This is a genomic window from Pseudoxanthomonas winnipegensis (genome assembly GCF_030322905.1).
GTDB lineage: Bacteria > Pseudomonadota > Gammaproteobacteria > Xanthomonadales > Xanthomonadaceae > Pseudoxanthomonas_A > Pseudoxanthomonas_A winnipegensis.
In genome coordinates, this window is sequence record NZ_CP095475.1 from 1,415,087 (window position 1) to 1,436,373 (window position 21,287).

Annotated in this window: 25 protein-coding genes, 2 tRNA genes and 1 other RNA gene; 20 read left to right on the forward strand and 8 right to left on the reverse strand. The window is 70.3% G+C overall.

What is annotated here, in order from left to right:
* The first annotated feature begins 155 nt into the window (after positions 1 to 155).
* Positions 156 to 2,126, forward strand: coding sequence for a SurA N-terminal domain-containing protein (locus tag MWN52_RS06240; protein ID WP_286577078.1), 1,971 nt, complete (start codon positions 156 to 158; stop codon positions 2,124 to 2,126).
* 266 nt (positions 2,127 to 2,392) lie between these two features.
* On the opposite strand, the gene MWN52_RS06245 is transcribed toward MWN52_RS06240, so the two are convergent.
* The 3 genes from MWN52_RS06245 to gloB form a co-directional block, all read right to left on the reverse strand.
* Entirely contained in the window at positions 2,393 to 3,184 is a 792-nt protein-coding gene (locus MWN52_RS06245; RefSeq protein ID WP_130519999.1) for an enoyl-ACP reductase FabI, read from the reverse strand.
* Positions 3,185 to 3,248: 64 nt separating this feature from the next.
* Positions 3,249 to 4,424, reverse strand: a complete 1,176-nt coding sequence (locus MWN52_RS06250; protein WP_286577079.1) for a lytic transglycosylase domain-containing protein — start codon at positions 4,422 to 4,424, stop codon at positions 3,249 to 3,251.
* A complete protein-coding gene (gene gloB / locus MWN52_RS06255) occupies positions 4,421 to 5,197 on the reverse strand; it encodes a hydroxyacylglutathione hydrolase (protein WP_286577691.1) in 777 nt (258 codons plus the stop codon). Before gloB ends, MWN52_RS06250 begins: the two co-directional genes overlap by 4 nt.
* 47 nt (positions 5,198 to 5,244) lie before the next feature.
* Here gloB and MWN52_RS06260 point away from each other — a divergent pair, with 47 nt between their 5' ends.
* The 4 genes from MWN52_RS06260 to dnaQ are packed head-to-tail and all read left to right on the forward strand — an operon-like array spanning position 5,245 to position 7,654.
* Positions 5,245 to 5,880, forward strand: a complete 636-nt coding sequence (locus MWN52_RS06260; RefSeq protein ID WP_130529146.1) for a methyltransferase domain-containing protein — start codon at positions 5,245 to 5,247, stop codon at positions 5,878 to 5,880.
* A gap of 17 nt (positions 5,881 to 5,897) precedes the next feature.
* The gene (gene rnhA, locus MWN52_RS06265) at positions 5,898 to 6,347 is read left to right on the forward strand and encodes a ribonuclease HI (RefSeq protein ID WP_130520007.1); all 450 of its coding nucleotides are present in this window, start codon (positions 5,898 to 5,900) and stop codon (positions 6,345 to 6,347) included.
* Positions 6,344 to 6,895, forward strand: coding sequence for a GNAT family N-acetyltransferase (locus MWN52_RS06270; protein WP_286577080.1), 552 nt, complete (start codon positions 6,344 to 6,346; stop codon positions 6,893 to 6,895). Before rnhA ends, MWN52_RS06270 begins: the two co-directional genes overlap by 4 nt.
* Positions 6,896 to 6,898: 3 nt before the next feature.
* On the forward strand, positions 6,899 to 7,654 hold the full coding sequence (gene dnaQ / locus MWN52_RS06275) for a DNA polymerase III subunit epsilon (RefSeq protein WP_130520011.1): 756 nt from the start codon (positions 6,899 to 6,901) through the stop codon (positions 7,652 to 7,654).
* A gap of 309 nt (positions 7,655 to 7,963) precedes the next feature.
* On the opposite strand, the gene MWN52_RS06280 is transcribed toward dnaQ, so the two are convergent.
* On the reverse strand, positions 7,964 to 8,668 hold the full coding sequence (locus tag MWN52_RS06280; RefSeq protein WP_286577081.1) for a PP2C family protein-serine/threonine phosphatase: 705 nt from the start codon (positions 8,666 to 8,668) through the stop codon (positions 7,964 to 7,966).
* Between the two features lie 207 nt (positions 8,669 to 8,875).
* Between MWN52_RS06280 and MWN52_RS06285 the strand changes: the two genes are divergently transcribed.
* Positions 8,876 to 8,965, forward strand: a tRNA-Ser gene (locus tag MWN52_RS06285).
* Positions 8,966 to 9,076: 111 nt separating this feature from the next.
* Positions 9,077 to 9,484, forward strand: coding sequence for a DUF6165 family protein (locus MWN52_RS06290; protein ID WP_130529152.1), 408 nt, complete (start codon positions 9,077 to 9,079; stop codon positions 9,482 to 9,484).
* Positions 9,485 to 9,542: 58 nt separating this feature from the next.
* On the opposite strand, the gene MWN52_RS06295 is transcribed toward MWN52_RS06290, so the two are convergent.
* Positions 9,543 to 10,586: a glycosyltransferase family 9 protein gene (locus MWN52_RS06295; RefSeq protein ID WP_286577082.1), complete on the reverse strand. Its 1,044-nt coding sequence runs from the start codon at positions 10,584 to 10,586 to the stop codon at positions 9,543 to 9,545.
* Positions 10,587 to 10,604: 18 nt separating this feature from the next.
* Here MWN52_RS06295 and MWN52_RS06300 point away from each other — a divergent pair, with 18 nt between their 5' ends.
* The 9 genes from MWN52_RS06300 (at position 10,605) to MWN52_RS06340 (ending at position 16,216) form a co-directional block, all read left to right on the forward strand.
* Complete coding sequence (locus MWN52_RS06300) at positions 10,605 to 11,354, forward strand: 3-deoxy-D-manno-octulosonic acid kinase (protein WP_286577083.1); 750 nt, start codon at positions 10,605 to 10,607, stop codon at positions 11,352 to 11,354.
* Between the two features lie 8 nt (positions 11,355 to 11,362).
* Positions 11,363 to 12,118 (forward strand): MBL fold metallo-hydrolase, encoded by a 756-nt coding sequence (locus MWN52_RS06305; protein WP_286577084.1) that lies wholly within the window; start codon positions 11,363 to 11,365, stop codon positions 12,116 to 12,118.
* A gap of 1 nt (position 12,119) precedes the next feature.
* Positions 12,120 to 13,145 (forward strand): GTP 3',8-cyclase MoaA, encoded by a 1,026-nt coding sequence (gene moaA / locus MWN52_RS06310; protein ID WP_286577085.1) that lies wholly within the window; start codon positions 12,120 to 12,122, stop codon positions 13,143 to 13,145.
* Positions 13,146 to 13,148: 3 nt separating this feature from the next.
* Positions 13,149 to 13,529 (forward strand): nuclear transport factor 2 family protein, encoded by a 381-nt coding sequence (locus tag MWN52_RS06315; RefSeq protein ID WP_286577086.1) that lies wholly within the window; start codon positions 13,149 to 13,151, stop codon positions 13,527 to 13,529.
* Between the two features lie 25 nt (positions 13,530 to 13,554).
* The gene (gene moaC, locus MWN52_RS06320) at positions 13,555 to 14,043 is read left to right on the forward strand and encodes a cyclic pyranopterin monophosphate synthase MoaC (protein WP_286577087.1); all 489 of its coding nucleotides are present in this window, start codon (positions 13,555 to 13,557) and stop codon (positions 14,041 to 14,043) included.
* Complete coding sequence (locus tag MWN52_RS06325) at positions 14,040 to 14,282, forward strand: MoaD/ThiS family protein (protein ID WP_286577088.1); 243 nt, start codon at positions 14,040 to 14,042, stop codon at positions 14,280 to 14,282. The genes moaC and MWN52_RS06325 overlap by 4 nt, the downstream gene beginning before the upstream one ends.
* Before the next feature lie 2 nt (positions 14,283 to 14,284).
* Complete coding sequence (locus MWN52_RS06330; RefSeq protein WP_286577089.1) at positions 14,285 to 14,725, forward strand: molybdenum cofactor biosynthesis protein MoaE; 441 nt, start codon at positions 14,285 to 14,287, stop codon at positions 14,723 to 14,725.
* Positions 14,722 to 15,615, forward strand: a complete 894-nt coding sequence (locus MWN52_RS06335) for a helix-turn-helix domain-containing protein (protein WP_286577091.1) — start codon at positions 14,722 to 14,724, stop codon at positions 15,613 to 15,615. The genes MWN52_RS06330 and MWN52_RS06335 overlap by 4 nt, the downstream gene beginning before the upstream one ends.
* Positions 15,616 to 15,715: 100 nt before the next feature.
* Complete coding sequence (locus tag MWN52_RS06340) at positions 15,716 to 16,216, forward strand: GNAT family N-acetyltransferase (protein WP_286577092.1); 501 nt, start codon at positions 15,716 to 15,718, stop codon at positions 16,214 to 16,216.
* Here the strand turns inward: MWN52_RS06340 and ffs are convergent.
* Together ffs and MWN52_RS06350 are read right to left on the reverse strand one after the other, a co-directional pair.
* An RNA gene (ffs, locus tag MWN52_RS06345) (signal recognition particle sRNA small type) lies at positions 16,203 to 16,299 on the reverse strand. The genes MWN52_RS06340 and ffs overlap by 14 nt on opposite strands.
* Before the next feature lie 235 nt (positions 16,300 to 16,534).
* A tRNA-Ser gene (locus MWN52_RS06350) sits at positions 16,535 to 16,627 on the reverse strand.
* Between the two features lie 178 nt (positions 16,628 to 16,805).
* On the opposite strand from MWN52_RS06350, the gene dnaX reads away from it, so the two are divergent.
* The 4 genes from dnaX to MWN52_RS06370 all read left to right on the forward strand — a co-directional run bounded on the left by dnaX (position 16,806) and on the right by MWN52_RS06370 (position 20,166).
* The gene (dnaX, locus tag MWN52_RS06355; RefSeq protein ID WP_286577093.1) at positions 16,806 to 18,662 is read left to right on the forward strand and encodes a DNA polymerase III subunit gamma/tau; all 1,857 of its coding nucleotides are present in this window, start codon (positions 16,806 to 16,808) and stop codon (positions 18,660 to 18,662) included.
* A gap of 7 nt (positions 18,663 to 18,669) precedes the next feature.
* Complete coding sequence (locus MWN52_RS06360; protein ID WP_130520062.1) at positions 18,670 to 18,990, forward strand: YbaB/EbfC family nucleoid-associated protein; 321 nt, start codon at positions 18,670 to 18,672, stop codon at positions 18,988 to 18,990.
* 82 nt (positions 18,991 to 19,072) lie between these two features.
* Positions 19,073 to 19,669, forward strand: coding sequence for a recombination mediator RecR (gene recR, locus MWN52_RS06365; protein ID WP_286577094.1), 597 nt, complete (start codon positions 19,073 to 19,075; stop codon positions 19,667 to 19,669).
* A 140-nt stretch (positions 19,670 to 19,809) separates the two neighbouring features.
* Positions 19,810 to 20,166 carry a histidine triad nucleotide-binding protein gene (locus tag MWN52_RS06370; protein WP_286577095.1) on the forward strand — a complete coding sequence of 119 codons (357 nt, stop codon included), beginning with the start codon at positions 19,810 to 19,812 and terminating at the stop codon, positions 20,164 to 20,166.
* A 586-nt stretch (positions 20,167 to 20,752) separates the two neighbouring features.
* Here the strand turns inward: MWN52_RS06370 and MWN52_RS06375 are convergent.
* The gene (locus MWN52_RS06375; RefSeq protein ID WP_130520067.1) at positions 20,753 to 21,280 is read right to left on the reverse strand and encodes a Slp family lipoprotein; all 528 of its coding nucleotides are present in this window, start codon (positions 21,278 to 21,280) and stop codon (positions 20,753 to 20,755) included.
* Between the last annotated feature and the right edge of the window lie 7 nt (positions 21,281 to 21,287).

Sequence of the window (21,287 nt, forward strand, 5' to 3'; positions counted from 1 at the left end):
CGCTGCCTCTCCGAAGCCGGAACGCCCAGGCGCCGCGATCCCGCGGAGCCTTTTCCCGTGCCTGAGCATCGTGTCAGGGGCGCGGCCTAGCCGGCGGCATTGCGCGTGGAACCACGCTAAACTGCGCGGCTTGCCGAACCTGACCTAACGACTCGATGCTGCAGACTCTTCGCGAAAAGACCTCAGGCTGGATCGCCACCGTGGTGATGGGCCTGCTGATCGTTCCGTTCGCCTTCGTGGGCGTGAACGAGTACATGAGCGGTGGTCCGGATTCCTCCGTGGCACGCGTGCAGGCCCCGCCGACCTGGTGGCCCTCGGCCCCGTCGTGGCCGCCGCTCTCGCTGCTGTGGCAGCACGCCGACATCAGCGTGCAGGACTACCAGCGCGCCGTGAGCGACGCACGCCGCCGCCAGCAGGCGCAGCAGCGCGATGCCTTCGACGCCCGCGAGTTCGACTCGGCCGCCAACAAGCGCAAGATCCTGGACGACCTGATCGACCGCAAGGTCGTCGAACTGGCCGCCACGCGAGACGGCGTGGCGGTGAGCGATGCCGCGCTGCGCGAAGCGATCGCCTCGGACGCCAGCTTCCAGCAGGGCGGCAAGTTCGACGGCGCCACCTACGCCGCGATCCTGCAGCAGAACGGCCTGACTCCGACCACCTACCAGCAGCAGCTGCGCCAGGACATGACCATCTCCCTGGTGCCGCAGGGCCTGGCGATGAGCAGCTTCGTCACCGATCAGCAGATGGACCAGTTCTTCAAGCTGATGGGCGAGACGCGCGATGTGACCCTGGCCACCCTGCCGGCGCCGACCCCGGACACCGCGCCGGTCACCGATGCCCAGGCCAAGCAGTGGTACGACGCCCACCGCGCCGACTTCCGCAAGCCCGAGCAGGTCAGCGTGGAGTACGTCGAGGTCGACGCGTCCAAGCTGCCGCCCGCGCCGGCCGTCGACGAAGCCGAGCTGCGCAAGCGCTACGAGGCCGATACCGCGCGCTTCTCCACCGAGCAGCGCCTGGCCTCGCACATCCTGATCTCCGTGCCCGCCGGCGCCGATGCGGCCACGCAGAAGGCGGCCGAGGACAAGGCGGCCAAGCTGGCCGAACAGGCCAAGGCCCCGGGCGCGGACTTCGCCGCGCTGGCCAAGGCCAATTCGCAGGACCCGGGCTCGGCCGAGAACGGCGGCGACCTGGGCTGGGTTACGCGCGGGATGATGGTCGGCCCGTTCGAACAGGCCCTGTTCGGCATCGCCAAGCCGGGCGAGGTGGTGGGCCCGATCAAGAGCGAGTTCGGCTACCACGTGATCAAGCTGCGCGAGGTCAAGGGCCAGTCCGCCAAGCCCTTCGAGGACGTGCGCGCGCAGCTGGCCGCCGAGGCGCAGAAGGAAGCCGACGCCAAGCACTACAACGACGTGGCCGGCAAGCTGGTCACCGCCACGCTGGACAACCCGGATTCGCTCGCCGCCGGCGCTCAGGCCGCCGGACTGCAGGTGCAGAAGGCCGGCCCCTTCTCGCGCGGCGACGCGCCGGGCCTGCTGGCCAACCCGCAGGTGCTGCGCGTGGTGTTCGACGAACAGCAGATCGCCGACCGCACCGCCAGCCAGCTGATCAAGATCGACGACACGCACGCCCTGGTGGTGCGCGTGACCGACCACAGCGAGGCGACCGACCAGCCGCTGGACAAGGTCAAGGACCAGGTCATTGCTGCCGTGCGCGCTGACCGCGCCGAGAAGGCCGCCGAAAAGCTGGCCGACGACGTGCTGGCGCGGGTGAAGAAGGGCGAGAGCCTCAAGGCCATCGCCGACGCGGCGCATTACCAGTTCGGGCAGATCCCGGGCCTGCCGCGCGGCGCGCAGATCCCCTGGCGGGAAGGCAGCCAGGCCCTGTTCGCCGCGCCCGCGCCCGAGGCCGGCAAGGTCACCCCGGGCAAGGTGCGCATGGAAGACGGCCGCTTCGTGGTCTTCACCGTGGACAAGGTCACCCCGGGCGATCCCACCAAGCTGCCCGAGGCCCAGCGCGACCAGCTGCGCCAGCAGCTCACCCAGCTCTACGCGGGCGCGGACGTGCAGCAATACGTCCAGGACACGCGCCGCAAGTTCAAGGTCGTGGTGCACGAAGACAAGCTCTAAGCGCGTCTTCGTCGCATGACATCGAAAGCCGCGCCTGGCTGACAGGCGCGGCTTTTTCGTTCTCGCCGGTGTGTTGGGGCGTGCACCGATTGGCTCCAATGAGCGTGGAGCGGATGAACTGACTTGGCCAACACGCCTCGACCCAGCCGCACGTGACTCCTCGGCTCGGTTCGCGCTCCATGGCGAACTTGCCGCTGCGCTTCCGAAGCCAACGCATCAGTGCGCCGCGATCCTAAATCGGCAGATGAGCTCATTGAAGCATGAGCTCAGCCGCCATCGACCCCGCTCATCCCCAGGATGTTGTAACCGGCATCGACATAGGTGATCTCGCCGGTGATGCCGGCGGCCAGATCCGAACACAGGAACGCCGCCGCATTGCCCACATCGTCGATGGAGACGTTGCGGCGCAGCGGCGCATGCTCCTCGACATAGCTGAGCGTCTTGCGGAAACCCGCGATGCCCGAAGCGGCCAGCGTCTTGATCGGCCCGGCGGAGATGGCGTTGACGCGCGTGCCTTCGGGACCGAGATTTAGGGCCAGATAGCGCACGGTCGCCTCCAGGCTGGCCTTGGCCACGCCCATCAGGTTGTAGTTGTAGAGCGCACGCTGCGCGCCGAGATAGCTCAGCGTCAGGATCGCACCCTGCTGGCCGCGCATCAGCGGCCGCGCCGCGTGGGCGAGGGCCGCCAGCGAATAGGCCGAGATGTCGTGGGCCTCGGCGAAGTTCTCCCGCGTCAGGCCATCGAGGAACTCACCGGCGATGGCCTCGCCCTGCGCGAAGGCGATGGCATGCACCAGCACGTCCAGACTGTCCCAGTGCTCGGCCAGGGCCTCGAAGCAGGCATCGATCTGCGCATCGTCGGCCACGTCCAGCGGCAGCGCGATCTCGCTGCCGAAGGTGGTCGCCGCCTGCAGCACGCGCGGCTTGAGCTTGTCGTTCTGGTAGGTGAACGCCAGTTCGGCCCCCTGGCGATGCATGGCCTCGGCGATGCCCCAGGCGATGGAGCGATCCGACGCGATGCCGGTGATCAGGACACGTTTGCCTTGCAGGAACCCCATTGCGCCTCTCGCGTGCGGGCCGAAAACCAAGCGCTCATTCTGCCATCGCCCAGTGATGCGGGTCTCAGCGCAGCGGATCGGCCAACTTCAGCACCATGCCCGGCTTGATCAGCGCCCGCTTGCCCAGCGCGTTCCAGCGGATCAGCTGCGCGGTGGCCAGGCCGTAGCGGCGGGCGATGGCCGAGAGCGTCTCGCCGCGCACCACCGTGTGCGTGGCCGGCGGCTCGGCCGGCGCAGTGGCCGGCGCGGGAGCCGAATCGCCGCCGCCCAGCGCGCGCAGATCCGCGGCCACCGCCGGCGCGCCGGTGCGCGGGCCGGCCAACACCCACATCGTCTCGCCGCCCAGGCCGCCGCGCAGGCGCGACACCGCCGGATTGAGGCCGGCGATCTGGTCCACGTCGCGGCCCTCGCGCGCGGCCCAGGCCGAGAGCGAGCCGTAGTCGGCCGGCAGCGCCGTGGGCTGCAGATGCGCGACCGGCCGCGCGAGCGAGGCCAGCCACTCCGGGCGCTCCCCCGCGTCCTCGAGCACACAGGCCAGCGCGTGCAGCTTGTCCACGTAGGCGGCGGTGTTGCGCGAGACCCCGGGCAGCGTCGTGGGCCGTTCCATCGCCGTGCCGCGGCCGGCGCGGCGCACCGCCTGCACGATGCGGTTCTCGCCGGCGTTATAGGCCATGATCGCCAGACGCCAGTTGCCGTCGAACATGTCGTGCAGCGTCTTGAGATAGCGCACCGCGGCCTGGGTCGATTCCACCGGCGACAGGCGCCCGTCGTAGCCCTTGCGCATGCGCACGCCGTGGTTGCGCGCGGTCAGCGAGACGAACTGCCACAGGCCGGCCGGGCCCGCGCCGTTGGCGGCGCCCGGGTGATAGCCGCTCTCCACGAAAGGGATCAGCGCGTACTCGGTCGGCAGGCCGGCCTGGCGCATCGCGCCGACCACGTAGCCGAACAGCGGCAGGATGTCGTCGTCGCGATCGGCCAGCCGGTTCGGCGCGTGGGCGAAGTTGCGCCGGTACTGCGCATCGCTGGCCTGCGCGGTGCAGCTGGGTTCGGCCAGCCCCTCGCGGAACTGGCGGAAGATCTCGCCGCCATTCACGCTCTGCTGCGCCGGATCGACGCCTGCATCGTCCGGCGTGGTCCCGGCCCCGCGCGCCTCGGCCGGCGCGTCGGTCGCCTGCTGCGCCCAGCCAGGGAAGACGCCGCCAGCCAGGGCCAGCAGACACACGGCCGCCACCGGCCTCACGCGCGGAAGCCGTCCTTCCAGCGCCGCAGCCCGGCGAAGGTCTCCACCCTGTCGCCGGCCCGATGCCCCAGCCAGGCGTCCACCGCTTGGGCGACCTCGGGGACGTCCACACGCAGGAACGGGTTGGCCGCGCGTTCCTGGGCCAGGCTGACCGGCAGGCTCGGCCGGCCCTGGGCGCGCAGGGCGCGCACCTGGTCGGCGCGCTGCCGCAGGGCCGCGTTGCCCGGTTCGACCGCCAGGGCGAAGGCGGCGTTGCTGGCGGTGTACTCGTGGCCGCAGCACACCGGCGTGTCCCCGGGCAGCCCGGCGAGCCGGTCCAGCGAGGTCAGCATCTGCGCAGGCGTGCCTTCGAACAGGCGCCCGCAGCCCAGGCTGAACAAGGTATCGCCGCTGAACAGCTCGCCGCCCTCGGCCAGCCGGTGGAAGGCGACGTGGCTGCGGGTGTGTCCGGGTACGAACAGCGCCTGGAACCTCATGCCCGCCGCCTCGAAGGTTTCGCCATCGCCCACGCGGTGGGTCGCGGTGACGATGCGGTCATCGTCGGCGGCGATCACCGGCAGACCGGGCCAGCGCGCCAGCAGTTCGGGCACGCCGCCGATATGGTCGTCATGGTGGTGGGTGAGCAGGATCGCGGCCGGCTCCAGGCCTTGCGCGGCGGCCTCCAGCACCGGCGCGGCCTGGCCCGGGTCGACGATCAGGGACTGCCCGGCGTCGCCGCGCAGCACCCAGATGTAGTTGTCGTCGAAGGCGCGCAGCGCGGTCAGGCTCGGCATCATGGATCGGTCGGCAGACGCAGGGGCGTCCTCTACAATCCCCGACCATGCCTGCCGCCGCCTCCCAACGTCAACCCGAGCCCCTGGCGTGGTTCGGGACCGCGGACGGACAGCGCCTGCTGGCGGCTGAACAGCCGCGCATCGCCTCCCTGCTGGCCGCCAAGGCCGCCGCACCCACGCTATGGCTGCATCCCGGCGCCGGCGCGGGCGTCTCGGTGGTGGCCGCCGGTCTGGCGCTGCAGGCCTCCGGCGGCGGCTTCGACGGTCCGCTGCGCTGCGGGCCCAGCCTGCCGCTGGCCTCGGACAGCTTCAGCGCGGTGGTGGTGCAGCACGTGCCGGAGAACGGCGCGCGCGGCGTGCTGGCCGAATGCGCGCGCGTGCTCGAGCCGGGCGGCCGGCTGTGGCTGTTCACGCTCAATCCGGTCAGCCCATACCGCCTGCGCTGGCGCCGCACCGGCCTGTCGGTGCGCAATCCCGGGCGCTGGCGCCGGCTGCTGCAGCAGGCCGGGCTGGACTGCGAGGCCCATCCCCCGCAGTGGCTGGGGCCGGCCTGGCGCAACGACGGCCGCGCGCCGGACATGATGCGGGCGGTGTGCCTGCTGCAGGCCGACAAGCGCGGCCCCGACCTGATCCTCTCGCCCGCCCGGCCGCCGCGATGGCAGCCCGACGCGGTGCCGGCCTGACTCCTACGGACAGCTCCATGAAACAGATCACCATCCATTCCGACGGCTCGTGCCTGGGCAATCCCGGGCCCGGCGGCTGGGCCGCGCTGCTGCGCTACGGCCGCATCGAACGCGAGCTGTTCGGCGGCGAAGCGCACACCACCAACAACCGCATGGAGCTGATGGCCGCGATCATGGCGCTGGAGGCCCTGACCGAGCCCTGCCAGGTGATCCTGATCACCGACTCGCAGTACGTGCGCCAGGGCATCACCGAATGGATGCCCGGCTGGATCCGCAAGCAGTGGAAGACCGCCGCCGGCGGCGCGGTCAAGAACCGCGAGCTGTGGGAGCGCCTGCACGCGGCCACCCAGCGTCATCAGATCGACTGGCGCTGGGTGAAGGGCCATTCGGGCGACGCCGACAACGAGCGCGTGGACGTGCTGGCGCGCAACGCGGCCATCGCCGTGCGCGACGGCGCGGCGGCGTGAGTGCCCCGGTGCCCGAGCAGACGCCGGCGCTGCGCAGCGCGCGCCTGACCCTGCACCTGCCCACCGACAGCGAGCGCGATGCGGCGCTGATGCTGGCCGTGCTCAACGATGCCGACTTCATCGCCCAGGTCCGCGACGCCGGCGTGCGCGACCTGGCCACGGCGCGCGAGGCGGTGCGGCGCGGGCCGCTGGCGTATCGCGCCGCCAACGGCCTGGGCCTGTGCCGGGTGGTGGAAACCGCGAGCGGCCGCGACATCGGCCAGGCCGGCCTGGTCACCCGCGATTATTTGCCCGCGCCGGACCTGGGTTATGCGCTGCTGCCCGAGGCGCGCGGCAAGGGCTACGCCACCGAGGCCGCGCGCGCAGTGCTGGACCATGCGCGCGACGTGCTGCGCCTGCCGCGCGTGCTGGCGCTGGTCAACCCCACCAACACCGCATCGCTGACGGTGATGGACCGTCTGGGCTTCGTGTTTGAGACAATGGCCCAGCTGCCCGGCCTGGACCATCCGCTGCGGCAGTTCTCCATCACGCTGCACGAGGACCGCTAGGCCATGCGCCAGATCATCCTGGACACCGAAACCACCGGCCTGGAATGGAAGAAGGGCAACCGCGTCGTCGAGATCGGCGCGGTCGAGCTGATCGAGCGCCGCCCCAGCGGCCACAACTTCCACAAGTACCTCAGGCCCGACTGCGAGTTCGAACCCGGCGCCCAGGAGGTGACCGGGCTGACGCTGGAGTTCCTGGCCGACAAGCCGGCGTTCGAGGAGATCGTCGAGGAGTTCCTGGACTACGTGCGCGGCGCCGAGGTGATCATCCACAACGCCTCGTTCGACGTGGGCTTCCTGGACAGCGAGCTGGCGCGGCTCGGCGCGCAGTACGGCCGCTTCACCGACTACTGCACCGTGGTGGACACCCTGGCCATGGCGCGCGAGCGCTACCCGGGCCAGCGCAACTCGCTCGATGCGCTGTGCAAGCGCCTGGGCGTGGACAACACCCACCGTCACCTGCACGGCGGCCTGCTCGACGCGCAGATCCTGGCCGATGTCTACATCGCGCTGACCTCGGGCCAGGAGGAGATCGGCTTCGGCAGCTTCGACGAGGGCGGCGGGCATGCCGCGCCGGTGGTGCACGCCTTCGATGCCAGCAATGTCGGCCTGCGCGCGCGGGTGACGCCGACCGCGGGTGAGCTGGAGGCGCACGCCAAGCGCCTGGAGAAGCTGCGCGCCAAGGCCGGCGGACCGTGCCTGTGGGATCTGATCGAGGCGCCGCCGGCGCCGGCCAACGCCGAGGCCGCTGCGGTCGCCTGAGGGGGCTGGGAGGCCTGGGGCAGGGCGGCGAATGCCCCGAGGCGGGTCTGCAGGTCCAAACGTGGAGAGGACCAACCCTTCCGTCATTCCCGCGAAAGCCCAGCGCCTGTAGCGCTGTAGGTGAAAGCCACTGCATTCCCGCCTTCGCGGGAATGACGGCGGTGGGTGGGTGCTTGGGTGGCTCGAAATGCGCGGCCGGTCCTGCGAGGCACGGCGGAGAGGCGAGACTTCCTGAGGCGGCTCCGGCTTACTTCAAACTCCAGGACACACAGCGAGACGCCAGGCCCGGCCGGCGCTGCCTCGCCCGGCTCAGCCGCAGCGCACCAGGATCGCAGTGACGTTGTCCGAGCCGCCGCCGTCGAGCGCGGCGGCGATCAGCGCGTCCACGCATTCCTGCGCGCTGCAGTCGTCCTGGCGCAGGATCGCGGCGATGCCGCGGTCGTCCACTTCCTCGGTCAGGCCATCGCTGCACAGCAGCAGCTGCATGCCGGGGCGGAACTCGCCGGTCAGCGTCTCGACATTGAGCTGCGCCGGGTCGGTCACCCCCAGCGCCTGGGTGACCACGTTGCGGTGCGGATGCGAGCGCGCCTGCTCGCTGGTCAGCGCGCCCTGTGCGATCAGTTCCTGCACGTAGCTGTGGTCCTGGCTGAGCTGGGCCAGTTGGCCGTCGCGCCACAGGTAGGCGCGGCTGTCGCCGACCCAGGCCACCTCGAAGCGGTTGCCCTGCACGCGCGCGGCCACCACGGTGGTGCCCATGGGCAGGGAGTCGTTGCGCCGGCGCGAGGTGCGGATGATCTCCTCGTCGCCCACGCGGATGGCCTGGCCCAGCGCGGCGCCTGCGTTGATCTCGCGCACGATGGTCTCGCGCGCCAGGGCGCTGGCGACTTCACCGCAGGCGTGGCCGCCCATGCCGTCGGCGACCAGCCACAGGCCGAGCGCGCTGTCGCCGTAATAGGTGTCTTCGTTCAGGGCGCGCCGCAGGCCGACGTGGCTGAGGTGTCCGAACTCGATCATGTGGCGCCTGGCGTCCCCGGTTGCATTGAAAAATGAACGCCATGATCGCGTCGAAGCGGACAGGGGACAAGCTGCAGTGCATCGGCGGCGTCCGCCAACATCCGGTCCGGCGCCCGCCGCGTGGTGCTTGTCCCGGGCCGGCGCGGCCCGTATCATGCGCAACCCCGGATCGACCCCCGGGGACCGCCGACAGGCGGTGCGACACTCGGAGAGGTGGCAGAGTGGTCGAATGTACCTGACTCGAAATCAGGCGTACGTGCAAGCGTACCGTGGGTTCGAATCCCACCCTCTCCGCCATGTTCCGCAAACGGCCCCGATGGGGCCGTTTGCTTGTCCGCCCTGCGCTGCGTGGCCTCGCGCCGACGGCGACGCCGGTACACTTGCGGCCTTTCATCGCGATGGTGCGCCATGTCCGAAATCCTCACTCCGGTCTCCTTCGGCGAGCTGCTGGACAAGATCTCGATCCTGCAGATCAAGTCCGAGCGCATGACCGACGCGGCCAAGCTGGCCAACGTGCGCAAGGAGCTCTCGGCGCTGGAGCAGACCTGGATGGCGCATCCGGCGGCGGTGCAGGACATCGCGCGCCTGCGCGCCGAGCTCAAGGCAGTCAACGAGCGGCTGTGGGTGATCGAGGACGACATCCGGCTCAAGGAGAAGGCGCAGGCCTTCGACGAGGAGTTCATCCGCCTGGCGCGCAGTGTGTACTTCGAGAACGACACCCGCGCGCGGATCAAGAAGGACATCAACCTGGCGCTGGGCTCGGCCTATGTCGAGGAGAAGTCCTACGAGGACTACGGCAGCGGCGCCGCGCCCTGACGCGTCGCCGGGGCAGTGGGCGTGACGGCGGCCTGCGCTGCCGCCGCGTCCGTTTCGCTCAGCCCGCCGTGTCGGCGCGATAGCGCTCGAACGCGGCGATCGCGTCGTCGACCGTGACCAGCGCCATCACCTCGTCGAACTCGATCTTGGTACCCCATTTCAGCTCGCTCGCCGGCTTGTGCAGGTAGCGCCGCGCCGCGTCGTCGTAGCGGTCCACGCAGTAGCGCACATCCGAGTAAGGCCCGCTGCGGCGCGGGTTGCTGGCCGCATGCAGGCCCAGCACCTTGGTGCCCATGGCGTTGGCGATGTGCATGGGGCCCGAGTCGGGGGTGACCACCAGGTCGGCGCGGGCCAGCAGCGCCGGCAGCTGCTTGAGCGTGTCCTTGCCGACCAGGTCCAGCACCGGGCCGCGCATCTGCACGGCGATGGCGTCGGCGGTCTGCCGCTCCAGCACGCTGCGCCCGCCGCACAGCACCACGCGCCAGCCCTGGGCGATGGCGTGGTCGGCCAGCGCCGCGTAGCGGTCGGCATACCAGTTGCGGCGCACATGGCTGGAGCAGGGCGAGATCATCAGCACGCGCCGGCCATCGTCCGGCCACTGCGCGCGGGCCCAGTCCCAGGCCTCGGGCGGGACCGGCAGGTCCCAGGTCACCACGTCCTGGCGCAGATCCAGCGGTTCGCAGAAGCTGCCGATGGCATCCAGGACATGGATGCCCGGCCGGTCGGCGATGCGCTCGTTGACGAACAGGCCGTGCAGATCCTTGGAGCGGCTGCGGTCGTAGCCGATCCGGCGGCGCGCGGGGACGAAGGCCGACAGCACATTGGCGCGCAGCGCGACTTGCATCTGCAGCAGCACGTCGAAGCGGCCGGGCAGGGTGGCGCGCAGGGCGCGCATGCCGGCCAGCCCGGTCTTCTTGTCGTAGAGGTGGAAGCGCACCCCCGGCAGGCCGTCGAGCAGCTTGCGCCCGCCGCCATCGATGATCCAGTCCAGCGTCAGCTGCGGCCAGGCGCGCTGCAGCGTGCGCACCAGCGGCACCACGTGGGTGACATCGCCCAGCGCGGACAGGCGCAGCAGGCACAGGGACTCAGGGGCGTTGGACAAAATTGTTAGACTCGCGCGATGGCCGCTTTTGACGCGACGGAAGTGCTGATGCCGTACCGCGATGCGCGCGGTGACGGGGCGATTCTGTTCGACCGCCAGCGGCTGCGGCAAGCGCAGCCCGAATGGCTGGACCCCGCGCACTGGGGCGACCAGGCCCGGCCGGTGGACAGCGGCGGCCGCGGCGGGGCCTGGTTCGTCGATGCGCCGTTCGGGCAGAGCCTGCTGCGCCAGTACAAGCGCGGCGGCCTGGCTGCCAGCGTCAGCAGCGACCGCTACCTGTGGCGCGGCGCCAACCGCACGCGCAGCTTCGCCGAGTTCCGCCTGACCCGTGCGCTGCACCGCATGCGCCTGCCGGTGCCGCAGCCGTTCGTGGCCCGCTATCTGCGCCAGGGTCTGACCTACCGCGCCGCGATCCTGATGGAACGGCTGGCCGACGTGCGCTCGCTGGCCGACCGTTACCATGTGGCCGGGCAGAGCGCGCCGCTGGAGGAAACCGGACGCCTGATCGCGCGCTTCCACCGCGCCGGCCTGGACCATGCCGATCTCAACGCGCACAACATCCTGTTCGATGCGCAGGGGCGCGGCTGGCTGATCGACTTCGACCGCGGCGTGCTGCGCATCCCGGCCACGCGCTGGCGCGAGGCCAACCTGGCCCGATTGCTGCGCTCCTTGATGAAGCTTCGCGGGGAACGTAGCAGCCAGCAGGTGCAGGAGGACTTCGCGCGCCTGCGCAAGGCCTACGACCGCGCCTGGGAACGGGGCTTCTGAGGGCCGACATGCGCTGGTCGCTGCGTTTCCAGGGCGTGGGCAATGCCGCGGCGGTCGAGCTGGGCTCGGCGATGGCGACCATCGAGCGCGATGGCGCGCCGTGGCTGACCATCGACTGCGGCAGCGAGGGCCTGGACGCCTACATCCGCCAGTACGGGCAGGCGCCGTCGGCGGTGTTCGTCACCCATACCCACCTGGACCATGTGGGCGGTTTCGAGCGCCTGTTCGGCAGCGCCTATTTCGATCCGGCGCGGCGCGGGCAGGTGCGGCTATACGTGCCCGCGCCGGTGGTGGCGCTGCTGCACCAGCGCGTGGCCGAGTATCCCAACGTCCTGGCCGAGGGCGGGGCGAACTTCTGGGACGCCTTCCACCTGGTGCCGGTGGGCGAGGCGTTCTGGCACGACGGGGTGCGGCTGGAGGCGTTTCCGGTGCGCCACCACTGGCCACAGACCGCTTTCGGCCTGCGCCTGCCCGGCGCACTGGTGTGGACCGGCGATACCCGGCCGATTCCGGAGATGCTGGCGCAGTACGCCGACGCCGGCGAGGTGATCGCGCACGACTGCGCGCTGCACGGCAACCCCTCGCACAGCGGCATCGAGGACCTGGAGCGCGAGTACCCGCACGCGCTGCTGGCGCGCTGCGTGCTCTACCACCACGCCAGCGCCGAGGACGCGCGCGCCCTGGCCGGGCGCGGCCATCGCGTCGCCTTGCCGGGGCAGGTGCTAGCGTTGCCGGACCCGATCCCAGGCCCCTTGCCGTCCTGACATGAACGCCTTGCCACGCACGCCGGAACTGCCGCTGGACCAGCGCGGCCGGCCGCTGCGCGATCTGCGCCTGTCGGTGATCGAGGCCTGCAACTTCCGCTGCGGCTACTGCATGCCGGCCGACAAGGTGCCCGACGACTACGGGCTGGACGCGGCCTCGCGCCTGTCCTTCGACCAGATCGAGACGCTGGTGCGCGGCTTTGCGCGGGTGGGCGTGAACAAGCTGCGCATCACCGGCGGCGAGCCGCTGCTGCGCAAGGACCTGCCGACGCTGATCGCGCGGCTGGCGCGTGTTCCCGGCATCGACGACCTGGCGCTGACCACCAACGGCGCCCTGCTCGCGCGCCATGCTCAGGCGCTGCGCGATGCGGGCCTGCATCGCATCACGGTCAGCCTGGATGCGCTGGATCCGCAGCGCTTCGCGCAGATGTCCGGCGGACGCGGCGACATCGCCACGGTGCTGCGCGGCATCGACGCCGCGCGCGCGGCCGGCTTTGCCAGCCTCAAGCTCAACTGCGTGGTCCAGCGAGGCGTCAACGAGGATCAGGTGCTGCCGCTGGTCGAACACTTCCGCGGCAGCGGCCACGTGCTGCGTTTCATCGAATTCATGGATGTGGGCACCTGCAACGACTGGCGCGCGGCCCAGGTGGTGACCTCGGGCGAGCTGCGCGATGCCATCCACGCGCGCTGGCCGCTGCATGCGCTGGATGCGCACTACCGCGGCGAAGTCGCGGTGCGCCACGCCTTCGACGATGGCGGCGGCGAGATCGGCTTCGTGTCCTCGGTCAGCGCGCCGTTCTGCGGCGACTGCCAGCGCGCGCGCGTCTCGGCCGATGGCCGGCTCTACACCTGCCTGTTCTCCGGCGCCTCCACCGACCTGCGTCCGAGCCTGGCCCAGGGCGAACTGCCGCTGGCCGAGCGCCTGGCCGGGCTGTGGTCGCGCCGTGCCGACCGTTACAGCGAGCTGCGCGGCCAGCCGGTCCAGCCGCCGCGCAAGCGCGTGGAGATGTTCCTGATCGGAGGCTGATGCGTGGACGCCGCGTTGCGCACGTGGTTGATCGCCCAGGAGCGCGCGCTGCTCACGGCCCAGGTGCGTGCCAGCGCCACGCGCCTGCAGGCGCTGCTGGCCGAGGACTTCGTCGAGTTCGGCGCCTCGGGCCGGCGCTACACGCGCCAGGACATCGTGGCCGAACTGGCACAGGAATCCGACGAGAGCCGCTACAGCGCCGACGCCTTCGAATGCGTCGAACTGGCGCCAGGACTGGTCCAGCTGCGCTACGTCTCCCGACGCGAGGATGCCGCTGGCGTGCGCCTGGCCCGGCGCAGCTCGCTCTGGCGTCAGGAGGCGGCGGGTTGGCGCATGGTGTTCCACCAGGGCACGCCGCTGCCGGACGCTCTAGACGCCGGCTGAGCGCGACTTGCACTACGCTTGCGCGATGAATGCACCGCGCACGCTCACCCATCTGGATGCCTCCGGCCAGCCGGCCATGGTCGATGTCTCGGACAAGGCCGTCACCGCGCGCCAGGCCACGGCCGAATGCCTGGTGGCGTTCCCGCGCGAGGTCGCCGAGCAGCTGCGCCACGACGCACTGCGCAGCGCCAAGGGCGGCATCGTCGAGACCGCGGTGATCGCCGGCACCATGGCGGTCAAGCGCACCCACGAGCTGATCCCGTTCTGCCATCCGCTGCCCATCGACGGCTGCCGGCTGGCCATCGACTGGCACGACGCCGACACGCTGCGCATCGAATGCAGCGTGCGCACCACCCATCGCACCGGCGTGGAGATGGAGGCGATGACCGGCGCCACCGTCGCGGCGCTGACGGTCTACGACATGTGCAAGGCGCTCTCGCACGCCATCGTACTGGGCCCGGCGCAGCTGCTGGGCAAGCACGGCGGCAAGCGCGACTTCGGGGTGTCGGCATGACCGGCGTGCAGGTGCTGTATTTCGCCAGCCTGCGTCAGGCCGCCGGCGTGGAGCGCGAAAGCGTACAGACCACGGCCTCGGACCTGGCCGGCCTGTATGCCGAGCTGAAGCAGCGCCATGGCTTCGCCTGGGAACCGGCGCATCTGCGCGTGGCCCAGGGCGGCGCCTTCGCGCGCTGGGACGATGCGCTGGCCGAAGGCGCGCAGATCGCCTTCATCCCGCCGGTCAGCGGAGGCTGAGGATGACCCGCTTCGACATCACCGACCAGCCGATCGAGCCTGCGCCGCTGCGCACGCAGCTGCTGAGCGCGCGCGCCGGCGCCTTCGCCAGCTTCGAAGGCTGGGTGCGCGACCACAACGAAGGGCAGGGCGTTTCCGGCCTGCACTACGAGGCCTATGCCGAGCTGGCGCGCGTCGAGGGCGAGAAGATCCTCGATGAGGCGCTGACGCGGTTCGCCATCGTCGACGCGCGCTGCGTGCATCGCGTCGGCGAGCTGGCCGTGGGCGAGATGGCGGTCTGGGTCGGCGTGTCGGCCGGCCACCGCGACGGCGCCTTCGCCGCCTGCCGCTGGATCATCGACGAGACCAAGGCGCGCGTGCCCATCTGGAAGCAGGAGCGCTACCTCGATGGCGCGCAGAGCTGGCTGCATCCACAAGCGGATCGCGGCGCGGCCAAGAGATGAACCAGGCGATCGGCCCTTCGCGCGGTGCATTGCGCTCGCGGCGGGCCGAAGGCGCCGGATTCGTCGCGCGAGGGACCTGGTTGCCGGGGAGCATGGCGGTCGAGGCATGTTCCGGCCACCGCTTCCCACGGCATGCCCATGACGCCTTCGGCATCGGCCTGCTCACCTCCGGCGCGCAGGTCTCCTGGAGCGGACGTGGTCAGGTCGAGGCACGGGCGGGCGATGTCATCACCGTCAATCCCGGCGAGGTGCACGACGGTGCGCCGGTTTGTGAGAGGCGCACCTGGTCGATGCTGTATTTCTCACCGGAGACGCTCAGCGTGCTGGTCGAGGATCTGCGCACGGACCTGAGGACGGATTCGGAATTCCTCGCCCCGGTTTTGGCCCGTCCCCGGTTGGCACGGCTGGTCGCGGCGCTGTACCGGGCCGCGATCGACCCCGACTCCTCCGGCGATCATCAGCAGGCGCGCCTGTTGCCCGTCCTGGCGGCCTTGCTTGCCGTGCGCGAGCCGGGACCTGCACCTCTGCCGGCGCGCCTGGCACGCGTGCGTCAACTGCTGGACGACATGCCGCTCTCCACGCACTCGCTGGACAGCCTGTCCAGGGAGGCCGGTCTCAGCCGCTACCAGACACTGCGGGGATTCCAGCGATCGACGGGGCTGACGCCGCACGCCTATCTCACCTTGCGCAGGCTCGAGCATGCACGTGCCGCCGTCCGTGCCGGCCTGCCCCTGGCCGAGGCTGCGGTGGCCGCCGGGTTCAGCGATCAGAGCCACTTCCACCGCGCGTTCGTCCGCCAGTTCGGCTTCACGCCCGGCGCCTTCGCGCGGGCGCTCGCCGTGCGGAGCTGCAAGATCGTCCAAGACCCAAGGCCGCTGCCCCCGACATGATGACCGTGTCCTTCGACACCGAGTCCTCACCATGTCCGACGCTCCGTACGCCCAATCCCCCATGCACGTCCGCCCCTGCCTGCGCGCCGACCTGGACGCCATGCTGGACATCGTCAACCGCGCCGCCGTTGCCTATGAAGGCGTGATCCCGCCCGACTGCTGGCGCGCCCCTTACATGTCGCGCGCGGCGTTGAGCGAGGAAATGGCGCGCGGCGTGCAGTTCAGCGGCATCGCGCTAGACGGTGCGCTGGTGGGCATCATGGGCATGGAGCGGGTCGGCGACGTGTGTCTGATCCGCCACGCCTACGTGCTGCCTGGCTACCAGGGGCACGGCGTGGGTTCGGCTCTGCTCGAGCGGCTGTGCGACGCGCATGCGCACAGGGTGATCCTGGTCGGGACCTGGGCGGCGGCGCATTGGGCCATCGGCTTCTATCGACGCAATGGCTTTGCCAGCGTGCCGGACGCGCGCATCGCCCCGTTGCTGCGGGGCTACTGGAACGTGCCGCGGCGACAGATCGAGACGTCCACCGTCCTGTCGCGCCCGGCGCTGTCCGATGCGCAGATCGCGGGGCTGGAAAAAGGTGGCGGCCCCGCCGGCTGACCTCGGCGCCCGCGTCAGTCGATACCGTTGCTGCCTTCCGGCCCTGGCGGGATTTTCGACCTAGCGTCGCGAGGGGCCGACGGGGCCACCATGGACGCGGGCCGCGCATCGCGCGGCCCGGGTGCGTTGCGTCATCGTTGGAGGCGATGACCTGTAACTGGCGGAGAGAGGGGGATTCACTCGGCATCTTTCGATGCCTCGCCCTACGGGCGGCTTCGCCGTGCAGGTGGCGGCGCCACCTGTCGAACCCGGGGGTTCTCACCCCCTCCCAGACGCCGGCGAAACTCACGCGGCTGGGCCATCTCGACACTTTCAAACTGGCGGAGAGAGGGGGATTCGAACCCCCGAAGCGCGGTTTAGACGCTTACACACTTTCCAGGCGTGCTCCTTCAACCACTCGGACACCTCTCCGGGACCTGAACACGGCCGCGGGGCCGCGCTCAGGGGCGCAGATTCTAGCCGCGCGCCGGATTTATTGCGAGTCCCGCGAACCTGTCGTGCGCGACGGGCCGTTCATGCCGGGACGCTGGAGGGTCTCTTCGCTACGCTCGTCCTTGGAACGCCCCCCCTGGCGCGGCACAATGACCGCATGTCCTACCTCGTCCTGGCCCGCAAGTGGCGCCCGAAGCGTTTCGCCGAACTGGTCGGTCAGGAGCACGTGGTGCGTGCGCTGTCCAACGCGCTCGATAGCGGCCGCATCCACCACGCCTTCCTGTTCACCGGCACGCGCGGGGTGGGCAAGACCACCATCGCGCGCATCTTCGCCAAGTCGCTGAACTGCGAGACTGGTACCAGCGCCGATCCGTGCGGTCAGTGCGCGGCTTGCCTGGACATCGACGCCGGACGCTATATCGACCTGCTGGAGATCGACGCGGCCTCCAACACCGGCGTGGACGATGTGCGCGAGGTGATCGAGAACGCCCAGTACATGCCCAGCCGCGGCAAGTTCAAGGTCTATCTGATCGACGAAGTGCACATGCTGTCCAAGGCGGCGTTCAACGCGCTGCTCAAGACGCTGGAGGAGCCGCCGGAGCACGTGAAGTTCCTGCTGGCCACCACCGATCCGCAGAAGCTGCCGGTGACCGTGCTCAGCCGCTGCCTGCAGTTCAACCTCAAGCGCCTGGACGAGGCGCAGATCGGCGGGCAGATCACCAAGATCCTCGGCGCCGAGCAGATCCCCTCGGAGGACGGCGCCGTGCGCCAGATCGCCAAGGCCGCCGATGGCTCGCTGCGCGACGGCCTGTCGCTGCTGGACCAGGCCATCGCCTACACCGCCGGTGAGCTCAGCGATGCCGGCGTGCGCACCATGCTCGGCACGGTCGACCGCACCCAGGTCGGCGCGCTGCTCGACGCGCTGGCCGACGGCGACGGCGCGCGGCTGATGGCCACCATCGCCACGCTGGCCGAGTTCTCGCCGGACTGGGGCGGGGTGCTAGAGGCCTTCGCCGAGGCGCTGCATCGCATCCAGGTGCGGCAGCTGGTGCCGGGCGTGGCGATCGAGGCCGAGGGCGTCGACGCCGAAGGCTTCGCCCAGCGCCTGCGCCCGGAAGTGGTGCAGCTCTGGTACCAGATGGCGCTCAACGGTCGCCGCGATCTCTACCTGGCGCCGAGCCCGCGCGCCGGGTTCGAAATGAGCCTGCTGCGCATGCTGGCCTTCCGTCCGGCCGGAGCCGGCGATGTCGCGCCGGCCTCCGCCGCACCGGCCAAGCCGACCGCGGGCACGGTGGACGAGACTGCAAGCGGACGCGCCGCCGCGGCCCCGCTGATGCCGGAGATGGCGACGGCCCCGCATGCGCCGGTCGAACCCGTGCCTGCGCCCGCGCCGAAGCCATCCGTGGTGACCGAGCCGGAACCCGCGCCCTTCGCCGCTGCACCTGCGGTCCAGGCCGCGCCAACGCCGGCACCAGCCATGGACGACGTCCCGCCGTGGGAAGTGCCGGCGCAGAAGATCAGCGTCACCGAGCCAGTGCAGGCAGCCCCGAGCGCTATCGCCGCGCCTGCCGCACCCGCGCGCGCGCCGTCCGCGCCGCCGCCGACCAGCGACGGCATCGCCGATACCGATCACTGGCTGGCGCTCGTCGCCTCGGCCAAGCTGAGCGGGCCTTCGCGCCAGCTCGCCGCCAACGTCGCCTTCGCCAGCTACGGCGATGCGGTGCTGCGCCTGTCCCTGGCGCCCGGCCTGGACTATCTGCGCACCGAGCGCTCGGTGGGCGACCTGGCCGATGCGCTGTCCGCCTCGCTGGGGCGCGTGCCCAAGATCGTGTTCGACACCGGCGCGGTGGCCGGCGAAGGCGCCGAGACGCTGGCCATGCGCGATGCGCGCCAGCAGGACGCGCGCCGCGCCTCGGCCGAAGAACAGTTCATGAACCACCCCGACGTGCAGCGGCTGATCCAGCAGCACGGCGCGCGCGTGGTGCCCGATTCCATCCGACCTTTCGACGAGTAACCAGACCATGCGTGGAAACATCGCCCAACTCATGCAGCAGGCGCAGAAGATGCAGGAAAACCTGCAGAAGGCGCAGGAAGAGCTGGCCAAGCTGGAAGTCACCGGCAACGCCGGCGGCAACATGGTCAGCGTGACGCTGACCGGCGCCAAGGAGTGCCGCAAGGTGCGCATCGACCCGACCCTGCTGTCCGATGCGGAAATGCTCGAGGACCTGATCGCCGCGGCGTTCAACGACGCCTCCAACAAGATCGACGCCGAATCCAAGACGCGCATGGGCTCGGCCACCGCCGGCATGCAGCTGCCGCCCGGCATGAAGCTGCCGTTCTGAAGCGCAGGGGCCAGGGACCAGGGGCCGGTATGTCCCTGCGTTTTTCCTGGCCTCTGGTCCCTGATCCCCGGCCCCTTCCGTTTTGACTTCCTCGCTGCTCGAACAGCTCATCGACGCGCTCAAGGTCCTGCCCGGCGTGGGCAGCAAGAGCGCCCAGCGCATGGCCTACCAGCTGCTGGAGCGCGATCGCGCCGGCGGCCGCCGGCTGTCGTCCGCGCTGGCCGAGGCCATGGAGCACATCGGCCACTGCCAGCAGTGCCGCGACTTCACCGAAGGCACGCTGTGCGCCATCTGCGCCAGCCCCAGCCGCGACCGCCACCAGCTGTGCGTGGTCGAATCCCCAGCCGACCGATTGGCCATCGAACAGGCCACCGGCTATCGCGGCCTGTACTTCATCCTGCAGGGCCGGCTCTCGCCGCTGGACGGCATCGGCCCGCGCGAGCTCGGCCTGGAACAGCTGTCCCAGCGTCTGGCCCAGGGCGAGGTCGCCGAACTGATCATCGCCACCAATCCCACCGTCGAAGGCGAGGCCACCGCGCACTACCTGGCGCAGCTGGCGCGCCAGGCGGACGTCAAGCCCATGCGCCTGGCGCACGGCGTACCGCTGGGTGGAGAGCTGGAGTACGTAGATCGCGGCACGCTCTCGCACGCGTTCGGTTCGCGCAGCGAAATGGCCTAGGGCCAGTAACGAGTCGAGAGCAACGAGAAAGGAGAGGGTGGGCGCACGAGCCTCCTAAGACCTTGCGGCCATGTCCAGCCAGGAAAGCTAAACTCGTTTCTCGTTTCTCGTTTCTCTTAACTCGCTTCTCAGGCCAGCCCATGAACGACACCATCTTCGGCAAGATCATCCGGCGCGAGATCCCGGCCACCATCGTCTATGAGGATGATGAGGTGCTGGGCTTCAAGGACATCGCGCCGCAGGCGCCGGTGCATGTGCTGTTCATTCCCAAGCAGGTGCACGTGCCCACGCTGGACGACCTGACGCCGGACCAGGCCACGCTGGTGGGCAAGCTGGTGCTGGCCGCGGCGCAGTACGCGCGCCAGGAAGGCTTTGCCGAAAAGGGCTATCGCGTGGTCATGAACTGCCGCGACGATGCCGGGCAGACCGTCTATCACATCCACCTGCACCTGCTGGCCGGCGCGGCGCTGGGCCACTTCGGCGCGCCGGGCGGCTGAAGCCCGCGGGACTGCCCGCGCAGGCAGTCGGAACGGCTTTTCGCCGGAGTGCAGGGACGTGAACCATGGGGATGGCATGCGTGCGGCATCGGTGGACTCGCTTCGCCAACCCGCCTAGACCCGGCCGAGCATGGCGCATCGGCTCGCCAGTCATCCCTCGCTGGCTCTTGGGCGGGCGATGAGGCGCTACCGGGAAAGCGTCATCGCCGCCATCGGCCAAACAGGCGACAAGGTCGGCTCCCACCTGTAGAGCGGAGCTTGCTCCGCTCAGGCTTTCTCGATGGTCCGGCCGAAATGCAGCGGAGCGAGCTCCGCTCTACAAGAAGGCGGCGACTTGCTCGTTCCCGCAGAGCCGCTCGGATCGAGGCCCTGGCAGCAGATGGATCAATTCATCTTCCACCAAAGCCTTGCTTTCGACCCGAAGTGCTTGGGCATGACGCGCGCGGCAGCGGTCCGGCGGGCGAGGGCGCGACCAGCGGGGAAGGAAGCCGACGCCAACGCCAGCGATCGATTGATGGGCAGAAGCACTTCAAAGAAAAGGCCGGCAATCGCCGGCCCTTCTCTACTACGCGGAAACTGAGGCGACTTACCACCAGCCCCAGCGCGGACCCCAGCCCCAGCCCGGGCCAGGACCCCAGAACGGGTCGTAGTACGGATACGGGCGCACCTGCACCTCGCGCACCTTCGGCCACAGGTAGACCACATCGGCGTCGACCTTGGGCAGGCGGTAGTCGTACTCGCCGATGCGCGTGGTCTCGGTGCCGGACACGCGACCGACGAAGGTCACCTCACGGCCCTTGGAGAAGATCGCCGGATCGTAGAAGCCCGCGCGGCAGGCGATGAAGCGCCCATCGGTCGCATCCGGCGTATCGCTCTGCGGACGGCCCGTGGCGCTGAGCGGCGCGGAGATCATCTCGAAGCAGGTGCTGTTGGCACCCGGCTTGGTCTCGACGATGCGGCCACCCCAGCGCACCTGCGCGCCGGTCTGCACGCCGACCACCGCATCGCGCGGCGTCACACCGGGGAACTGACCCTGCAGCGGCTTGGGCGCGGTCGCGCAGGCGCCTAGGGCGATCGCAAGGCCAGTGACGGCCAGCGGACGGAGAAAAGACATGCGCTTC